The sequence below is a fragment of the Halomonas urmiana genome (genome assembly GCF_005780185.1).
GTDB classification, from domain to species: Bacteria; Pseudomonadota; Gammaproteobacteria; order Pseudomonadales; family Halomonadaceae; genus Halomonas; species Halomonas urmiana.
The window spans coordinates 1-8,256 of sequence record NZ_VBUI01000051.1 but is presented as its reverse complement, the minus strand read 5'-3'; the positions used below and the strand labels follow the sequence as shown (position 1 = coordinate 8,256).

Below are 8,256 nucleotides of genomic sequence, written 5' to 3'. Positions count from 1 at the left end.
TTCCAGCTTCCAGCTTCCAGCTTCCAGCTTCCAGCTTCCAGCTTCCAGCTTCCAGCTTCCAGCTTCCAGCTTCCAGCCTGTAGAATGTCCGCCCCACTCACCATCCCAGGCGCCTCCGTGACCGACGATACTCAGCCCGCCCTCGAACAGCCCTATCTCGACCTGATGCGCCAGGTGCTCGATCACGGCACGCAGCGTGACGATCGCACCGGCGTCGGCACCCGCTCCGTGTTCGGCCACCAGATGCGCTTCGATCTGTCGCGGGGTTTTCCGCTGGTCACCACCAAGAAGCTGCACCTGCGCTCGATCATCCACGAGCTGCTGTGGTTTTTGGCCGGCGACACCAACATCGCCTACCTCAGGGAGCACGGGGTGCGCATCTGGGACGCGTGGGCCGACGAGCACGGTGATCTGGGCCCGGTCTACGGCTACCAGTGGCGCAGCTGGCCCGACCCGCGCGGCGGCCACGTCGACCAGATCGCGACCCTGCTCGAGCAGATTCGCGTCAACCCACGCTCGCGTCGGCTGATCGTCTCGGCCTGGAACCCGGCGCTGGTCGACGAGATGGCGCTGCCGCCGTGTCACTGCCTGTTCCAGTTCTACGTGGCCGACGGGCGGCTCTCCTGTCAGCTCTACCAGCGCAGCGCGGATATCTTCCTCGGCGTGCCGTTCAATATCGCCAGCTACGCGCTGCTGACGCAGATGATCGCCCGGGTCGCGGGGCTCGAGCCGGGTGACTTCGTGCATACCCTGGGCGATGCGCACCTCTACCTGAACCATCTCGAGCAGGCCGAGCAGCAGCTCTCGCGCACGCCGCGTGCGGCGCCGCGCCTGGTGCTCGACCCCGCGGTGGACGACCTCTTCGCGTTTCGCTTCGAGCACATCGCCATCGAAGGCTACGACCCCCATCCGCATATCAAGGCCCAGGTGGCCGTATGAGCGAGGCCCGCGGCATGACCGACGAGACCCTGATCCCCATCGCGATGATCGCCGCCATGGACCGCAACGGCGTGATCGGCGTGGACAACCAGCTGCCCTGGTACCTGCCCGAGGACCTGAAGTTTTTCAAGCGGATGACCCAGGCCAAGCCGCTGGTGATGGGGCGCAAGACCCATCAATCCATCGGCCGGGCGCTGCCCGGGCGCCTCAACATCGTGGTGACCCGCGACCCCGACTTCCACGCTGAGGGCGTGCGGGTCTGCCACGACCTCGCCGCCGCCCTGAGGCTGGCCGACCAGCAGGCCACCATCGACGGCGTCGAGGAGATCATGGTGATGGGCGGGGCCGAGATCTACGCCCAGGCGCTGCCCTTCGCCAGCCGACTCTACCTCACCGAGGTGGACATCGAGGTCGAGGGCGATGCCCGCTTCCCCGCGCTCGACCCGAACGAGTGGGAGGAGCTGCAGCGTGTGCCCGGCACGCCCGCCGAGGGCCAGCCGGATTACCATTTCGTGCAGTATCATCGATGTAAAGGGCGGCGGCGTTGATGGCGTCGCCCGTCGGCGACATTTGTCACCGCGCCATGCCTGGCACAGACTGGGCAGCAGGGGTCATTGCCGGTTAATGCCGGCGACGGCTGGACGAGTCAGGGCAAGGCGCACTGGAGGACAGGACGTGATCGAGGAAGGCTCAACCCGCCTGCTGGAACGGCTGGAGCAACGCGCTTCGGCATTGCTTTCGCTGCTGCGGGAGTCGCGCGTGCAGCAGGATGCCCTGCAGTCGCGGCTCGCCGAGCTGGAGCGTCGTCGTGTCGAGCTGGAGGCGAGCCAGGCCGAACGGGCCGCCGAAGTCCGCGAGGAGCAGGCCGCGCGCCAGGCCTTGGCCGAGCGCTGCAGCGAGCTCGAGTCGCGCATCAAGGACCTGGAAGCCACGCGCCTGGAGCTCGCCGAGGAGAACCGCGAGCTCGTCGAGCAGAATCGTGAGCTCGAGGCGCACAACCGGCGCCTGCTGGCCGAGGCCCCCGCCGAGGCCGAGGCCGGCAGCGTGCTCTTCCATCGCCAGGCGCGACGGGGGCAGGGGCTCGCGGCGCTGATCGGCGATCGCTCGCGTCGGCAGCCGGCCGACGAACCCACTGCCCGGTCGCCCGCGCGCAACGGCGAGCCCGACGCCACCAAGCACGACGCCATCGAGCCCGCCGAGACGGCCGCCGCTTCTCCCGCCGAAGATCCCAAGGCGCCAGCCGAGGCGCCGGAGGCGAATCCTCCCCACGGCGACGAGGCGCCGTCCCCCCAGGCGCTGCTCGATCAGTGGTATCGGCGCTACTCCTCCACCTTCTTCAAGGGCCATACCCGGCCGCTCAAGATCGGCATCCACGAGGAGCTGACCGCGCGCGAGCCCTGGCCCGAGAAGCTCGTGCGCCGGGCGCTGGCCTGCTACGTCAACCTGCCGCGCTACCTCAAGTCGGTGCGCGAGGGCGCCTGGCGCCTCGACCTGGCCGGCGAGCCGGTGGGGCAGGTGGACGCCACCGCCGCCGAGCACGCCCACAAGAAGCTCGAGCGGCTGCAGGCCGACCGTCGAGAGCGGAAGCGCGCCGGGCCCGCTCGCGGCAGGACACGGGGTGGCGCCAAGCGTCACGGCGACCCCGACGGCAAGGCCCGGCAGGGCAGCGCTGGCGTTGCCGCCGCCCCGGCCGGCAAGAAAGGCGCCGGGGATCCCCGCCCCGCCCAGGCGTCGCCCTCGGCCGCCAACGCCTCGGCGGATGCGCCCGCCGCCACCCTGGACGAGAAGCTCTCCGCATTGCTGGCCAAGCACAACCAGCGTTGACTTCCCGCCGACTTGTCTTCGTCATATTCGCAGGGCATGATGGATCCGCTCATCGCGCCAGGCGCTCGATTGGGCGGCCGTCACGCCGGTTCGGGCATGGGGCTCGCCGGTACGGCGCCCATCTCGCCAGGCAGGAGGATGCACGGACGAACGGTGTTCGCGACGAATGAAAACAGTGTTTTTTTCTTGTTGCGTTCCCCGAATCCCCGGTATAGAGTTCCTCTTGCGAGCATTGGACTATAACTCAGGCTTCGCCGCGGTCTGGCTCGCGACCTGTCCTCCCGAGAGGGAGCCCCAGGCACGAGAACCGGCACCAAGACCGGCCAAGCCCGCTGACCCGCTCACCAAGAACGGGCAGCCACGATCGAAACAGCAAGCTAGTCAATAAGGAACTATCGCAATGAAAAAGACACTGTTAGCGACTGCTATCGCCGGTGCCCTGGCCGCTTCCGGCGCCCAGGCCGCCACCGTCTACAACCAGGACGGCACCAAGCTCGACATCTACGGCAATATCCAGATTGCCTACTACAATACCGATAACGCCGATGGTGAAAGCCAAGACGGTATCGCCGATAACGGTACCACCTTCGGCTTCGCCGCCGAGCACGTTATCTACGATGGTCTGACCGGTTACCTGAAGCTCGAGTTCGACGACATCAAGGCCGACGAGATGAAGACGGCCAACGATGCTACCGACTCCGGTGACCAGGCCTATGTCGGCCTGAAGGGCAACTTCGGTGACGTCCGTCTCGGCTCCTACGACCAGCTGATCGACGACTGGATTCAGGATCCGATCACCAATAACGAAGGCTTCGACGTTTCCGATTCCACTGGCGCCCACGGCGGCGGTGCCAATCAGGAAACCGACAAGGTGACCTACACCTCACCGTCCTTCGGCGGCCTGCAGTTCGCCGTCGGTACCCAGTACAAGGGCGACTTCGACTCCGCCGATAGCGAGGCAGACAAGGGTGGCAGCAATGCTTCCTTCTTCGGTGGCGCCAAGTACACCGCCGGCGCGTTCTCCATCGCCGCCGTCTACGACAACCTGGACAACGTCCTGTACGAGGATGCTGACACCAGCGAAGTCGACAGCGTGGGTAACCAGTACGGTGTCACCGCCCAGTACACCGTCGATACCCTTCGTGTAGCCGCCAAGGTTGAGCGCTTCGACTCCGATATCGAAGACGGCGACGACACCAACTTCTATGGCGTCAGCGCGCGTTATGGCTACGGCATGGGCGACGTCTACGCCGCCTACCAGTACGTCGACGTGGGCGCCGGCACCTTCCTGAGCGAGCTGGACGAGACCCTCCAGGACGAGCAGGATCGTGACGAGACCTACAACGAGGTCATCCTGGGCGCCAACTACAACATCTCCGATGCGATGTACGTCTGGTCCGAGTACGCCATGTACGACCGCGCTAACGACGAAGGTGACGGCGTTGGCGTGGGCGTGACCTACCTGTTCTAAAACCCCTCGCGGGTGTAACCTGCGATGAGGGAAGAACAACGAAAGCCGATCCCCCGGGATCGGCTTTTTTCATTGGTCGAGAACGAACGCAAGCGAGGTCACATGAAACAACCGATTGTCACCGCCGGACTCATGGCGCTGGGGTTGACCCTGACCACGGCGCCGGCCCTGGCCAGCGAGTTGGAGGAGCGCTTCCGCGAGGAAGGGCGGGGCATGGATCTGACCGGGTTCTTTACCGCCGAGACCGATGCCCAGAGCCGCAGCTTCCTGTTCGGGGGCGCCAACGCCCACGATTTCACGGTCAAGGAAGCGGGCACCTACCTGTTCGAGAGCCGGGTCACCGCCGGCTACTCCGACGACTATCGCATCGCCGCCGTCCTCGAGGACGAGCAGGGGCAGGTGATCGCCCGCCGCGAGGCGATGGGGCAGAACGGCGGCCTGGCCCTGCGCCAGCGCCTGGTGCCCGGCGACTATACGCTGCGCGTCGAGGCCCAGCGCTTCGGCACCCGCGGCACGGCGGGCGATGCCTATTCCATTCGCATCGTGGGGCTGGATGCCAACGGCCAGCGTCTCGCGGATGGCGTCAGCGACGGCGAGGGCATCTTCTTCAGCGGCGAGCAGCTCGACGGCGGGGGCTCCGTCTTCGTCAAGGGCGATAATGCCGTGGCGACCCTGGGCGGCTCGGCGGAGGCTTCGTCAACTCCCGCGGATGCCGCGTCTGCGGGGGCGGCGGCGACCGCCGCCGCCGCGAAGCAAGCATCCGGCGCGGCTGCCGAGGCGCCACAGTCCACCCAGGAGGCGACATCCCAAGGATTTGCGACCATCGTCACCGACGTGAAGATCCGCGCCCGGGGTGAGGTGCTGAGTTTCGACGTGGCCGAGCCGGGCCGGGTCGCCATCACGACCTCGACCTATCCGACCGGCTACGAGGACACCTATCGGATCGCCCTCGAGGTGCTGGACGCCGACGGCCGGGTAGTGGCCGAGGGCGCCGGCGAGGGTTTCGATGGCGACGTGGACATGGAGGCCGAGCTGTCACCGGGCCGCTACCGCATCCGCGTACAGGGCCAGAAGTTCGGCTCGGCGATGTCCGGCGTCAACAACTACGAGCTCAAGGTGCAGAAGCGGTAACGCCCGCAAGCGTGTCGCGGCTGCCGTGGCAGACGGCAATCCTTGGAGATGAAGAGGCCCACGGCGCACAGGCGCCGCGGGCCTCTTTGTTGGGCGTTACGGTATCAGGCATCGAGGGCCCGCTGGCCGTCAAGAATCCTGGTCGTCGAGCATCATCTGGATCATTTCCTCGAGTGCCTCGACCTTCTGCTCGAGCGCCTCGACCTCGCCCTCCTGCTCAGACGTCTTGACGTAGTCCTCGTTGATCTCGGCCATGTGCTTCTCGATGGCCTCGGAGTCCATGGCGTGCGCGGCACCGCCCATCAGCAGCAGGGTCAGGAAGCCGGCAGTCAGCGTCTTGATGTTCATGGGGCACCTCACATGTGACGAAATGGTCAGGACCTGCCACCAGGTCCTATTTAGTTGGTGTCTCCCTGCTCGCGTTCCTTACAGCGGGCAACGGACCCTCTTGCACTATGGCACCGGATTCAGCAGGCGACCACGTTCCGTAGCACCCGGCCAGCGGTCTGTCCCGGCGCCATGGTGACGCGAATCGACACCCGATGGTGCCGGAAAGCCGGATCCGGGGTGCTCCAGGCTGATGCGGCAACCTGACCCATTCTCGGTCATGTCCCTTCGATTTATTATTCTTCTATCTCATAACTTAATTTCAAAGAGACGAGACATGATCACGCCAACGCGTCGTGGCCTGCCGCTGGTGGCCTGCATCGCCGCTGCCTGGATCGGTACTGTCCAGGCCGCGAGACCCTCAGCCACCATGATCATCGAAGGGAGCGCCGGCGTGCCCGGCGAGTTGTCGCTCACGCCCGTCAGTCGCCGGCGCCGACGGCGCCGGCATGGATTCTCCAAAGAGTGACAACGACACCCTGCGGGCGCGTCTCGATCACGCCTTCTCTGACACCCTGCGGATGGAGAATCGCCTGCAGCTCACGACCATCGATCACGTGATGGACAACTACACGCAGCGGAGAGCAGCGCCTGAACGACATCGACACCCTCTATGCCAGCCTCACCAGCTCGACGTGGGCATCGAGCGTCGGCTGGCACATGCCGGGATCGAGCTGACGGCCTTCGCCGACCGCGTCGACGACTATATCTTCCGCGCCGAGACGGCCAGCGGGGTGAGCACGTACCGCAATATCGATGCGACGCTCTATGGCGTGGAGCTCTCCGGCGATCTGCGCTGGGCCCGGCACTGGGAAACGCGCGGACAGCTGAGCTGGGTACGCGGCGACAACCTCGACGATGGCGGCGCCCTCGCCGATATCGCGCCGCTGCGTGGGCGACTCTCGCAGTTCCACGTGCGCGAGGCCTGGGAAGCCGGCCTGACGGCGCGCTTCTCCGATGCCCGCGGACGGCCGGGGCGAGTCGGTCGCGAGGGGTCAGCGCTTGAGCGCTTCGCGGTAGGTTCCTGATAGGGGCGCCAGCGCCATGATCTCCTCTCGCAGGGCCTGCTTCTGTTCCTCCAGGGCCGCTCGCCAGGCGTCGCATTCGCGCTTGCGCCTGGGGGCGTTGCGGGCGCTGGCGGCAAAGGCCTCGATCCAGGCCTGACGAGTGCACAGATCCTGAAAGTCACCCAGCAAACGCTGGCGATGCTTCAGCCCCGACAGGAACTCGCGGTGGCGCTTCGGGTCCAGCTCGGCCAGGTAGCGGACGCGTTTCACTGCCTTGCGCAGGTCGTGTAGTGCCTCGTCATCGCTCTCCAGGGTCAGCGCGGCAAGCGCCTGATCGTGGCGCTCGAGGCGCTCGATCAGCACCGATGCGATGCGCTTGCTGGAAAGCCCGGCCAGCGCCTGCTTGAATGCCCGGGAGTTGATAAAGTCCCACCAGTCCTGCATCACCTCGGCATAGTCGGGTTGAACGAGCTGCCGGCACAGCGACGCGTGCGCCTCCTCACGGCGGGCCTGCAACCAGCGCTCCAGCGCCTGACGGGAGCGAGATGTCAGCGGCGGCGGGGTCACGGTCAGGCTTTCCAGGAAGACGTCCAGGTCACGCAGGTCGCTGGTCGCCTGGGCACGGCGCTTGAGTCGCTTCAGCCGCTTCTTCAGGCCGGGTACCTTGATCGTGGTGAGCACGGATTCGCCGATGGCCCGGCTGCGTCGCAGGGTGACGCGATACTGGTGCAGAAATTCCGCATCGACCCCGGCCACCACGCCCAGCTCCAGGGCTCGTACCCGTCGATACTGGTGCGCCAACATCTCCAGGATGCGCCGCTTGGGCCCAAGCTTGTCCAGCTTGGGCGACTCGGGCGCGCGGCGCTCAAAGAGCGCATGGCTGGCCTGTTCCGGCGTCAGGCTGACCATGCGCTCGGCGCAATGTCTTTCCAGCGACTGCCAGGGGGTATCGGGCAGAGAAAGATGCAGCATGCTACCGGTGGGCAGCTCATCCGGCGCCGTAGGGCAGAGCCAACGGGCCAGTTCCAGCAGGGCTGGGTTGTGGCCGATCACCAGTACCCTCTCGGTGGCATCGGGCAGCCCCTGCAGCCAGGCAAGCAGGGCGTTGGCGTCGAAGGTGTACAGCGCCTCGTCGAAGTCCGCTCGCTCGCTCAAGGCCAGCTCGGGCAGACGCTTCGCCATCTCATCGAGGGTTTCGTGCGTGCGCGTCGCACCGCTGACGTGAATCTCGCCCTCCAGGTCCTTCCAGTGCCGCATGGCCTCAGCCATGGCAGCCGCCTGACGCCTGCCTCGCTTGCTGAGTGGCCGGTCGTGATCGGCCATCTTCTTGCTGCCACGCTTCGCCTTGGCGTGGCGCATCAAGATAAGTTGCCGCATGAATGTCCGCCTGATCGATCGTTGTCACTGCGTTGACATCCTTCTCTCCCTCAACGTCTCAGGACGTTGCCGCCTGCGGCGGGAAGGAAGAGGATTCCTACGGCGCTCAGCGTCAGCCAT

At 66.1% G+C, this 8,256-nt stretch carries 9 protein-coding genes; 7 read left to right on the top strand and 2 right to left on the bottom strand.

Going from position 1 to position 8,256, the window contains the following annotated elements; translation table 11 throughout:
* Window positions 1–165: 165 nt before the first annotated feature.
* From FEI13_RS18515 to FEI13_RS18495, 5 genes are all read left to right on the top strand, one after another.
* Window positions 166–939 carry a thymidylate synthase gene (locus FEI13_RS18515; RefSeq protein ID WP_240036579.1) on the top strand — a complete coding sequence of 258 codons (774 nt, stop codon included), beginning with the start codon at window positions 166–168 and terminating at the stop codon, window positions 937–939.
* A complete protein-coding gene (locus FEI13_RS18510; protein ID WP_240036577.1) occupies window positions 936–1,487 on the top strand; it encodes a dihydrofolate reductase in 552 nt (183 codons plus the stop codon). The genes FEI13_RS18515 and FEI13_RS18510 overlap by 4 nt, the downstream gene beginning before the upstream one ends.
* A 127-nt stretch (window positions 1,488–1,614) precedes the next feature.
* Complete coding sequence (locus FEI13_RS19305; RefSeq protein WP_240036576.1) at window positions 1,615–2,763, top strand: ProQ/FINO family protein; 1,149 nt, start codon at window positions 1,615–1,617, stop codon at window positions 2,761–2,763.
* A gap of 400 nt (window positions 2,764–3,163) precedes the next feature.
* Window positions 3,164–4,234, top strand: coding sequence for a porin (locus tag FEI13_RS18500; protein WP_138182969.1), 1,071 nt, complete (start codon window positions 3,164–3,166; stop codon window positions 4,232–4,234).
* 102 nt (window positions 4,235–4,336) lie between these two features.
* Window positions 4,337–5,365, top strand: a complete 1,029-nt coding sequence (locus FEI13_RS18495) for a hypothetical protein (protein WP_138182968.1) — start codon at window positions 4,337–4,339, stop codon at window positions 5,363–5,365.
* A 129-nt stretch (window positions 5,366–5,494) separates the two neighbouring features.
* Here FEI13_RS18495 and FEI13_RS18490 read toward each other — a convergent pair whose 3' ends face one another.
* Entirely contained in the window at window positions 5,495–5,713 is a 219-nt protein-coding gene (locus FEI13_RS18490) for a hypothetical protein (protein ID WP_138182967.1), read from the bottom strand.
* 316 nt (window positions 5,714–6,029) lie between these two features.
* Between FEI13_RS18490 and FEI13_RS18485 the strand changes: the two genes are divergently transcribed.
* Both FEI13_RS18485 and FEI13_RS18480 read left to right on the top strand, forming a co-directional pair.
* The gene (locus FEI13_RS18485) at window positions 6,030–6,221 is read left to right on the top strand and encodes a hypothetical protein (protein ID WP_138182966.1); all 192 of its coding nucleotides are present in this window, start codon (window positions 6,030–6,032) and stop codon (window positions 6,219–6,221) included.
* Window positions 6,202–6,780, top strand: a complete 579-nt coding sequence (locus FEI13_RS18480) for a TonB-dependent receptor domain-containing protein (protein ID WP_138182965.1) — start codon at window positions 6,202–6,204, stop codon at window positions 6,778–6,780. The genes FEI13_RS18485 and FEI13_RS18480 overlap by 20 nt, the downstream gene beginning before the upstream one ends.
* Here FEI13_RS18480 and FEI13_RS18475 read toward each other — a convergent pair.
* A complete protein-coding gene (locus tag FEI13_RS18475) occupies window positions 6,748–8,118 on the bottom strand; it encodes a CHAD domain-containing protein (protein ID WP_275668769.1) in 1,371 nt (456 codons plus the stop codon). The two genes, FEI13_RS18480 and FEI13_RS18475, sit on opposite strands and share 33 nt — an antisense overlap.
* Window positions 8,119–8,256 lie beyond the last annotated feature (138 nt).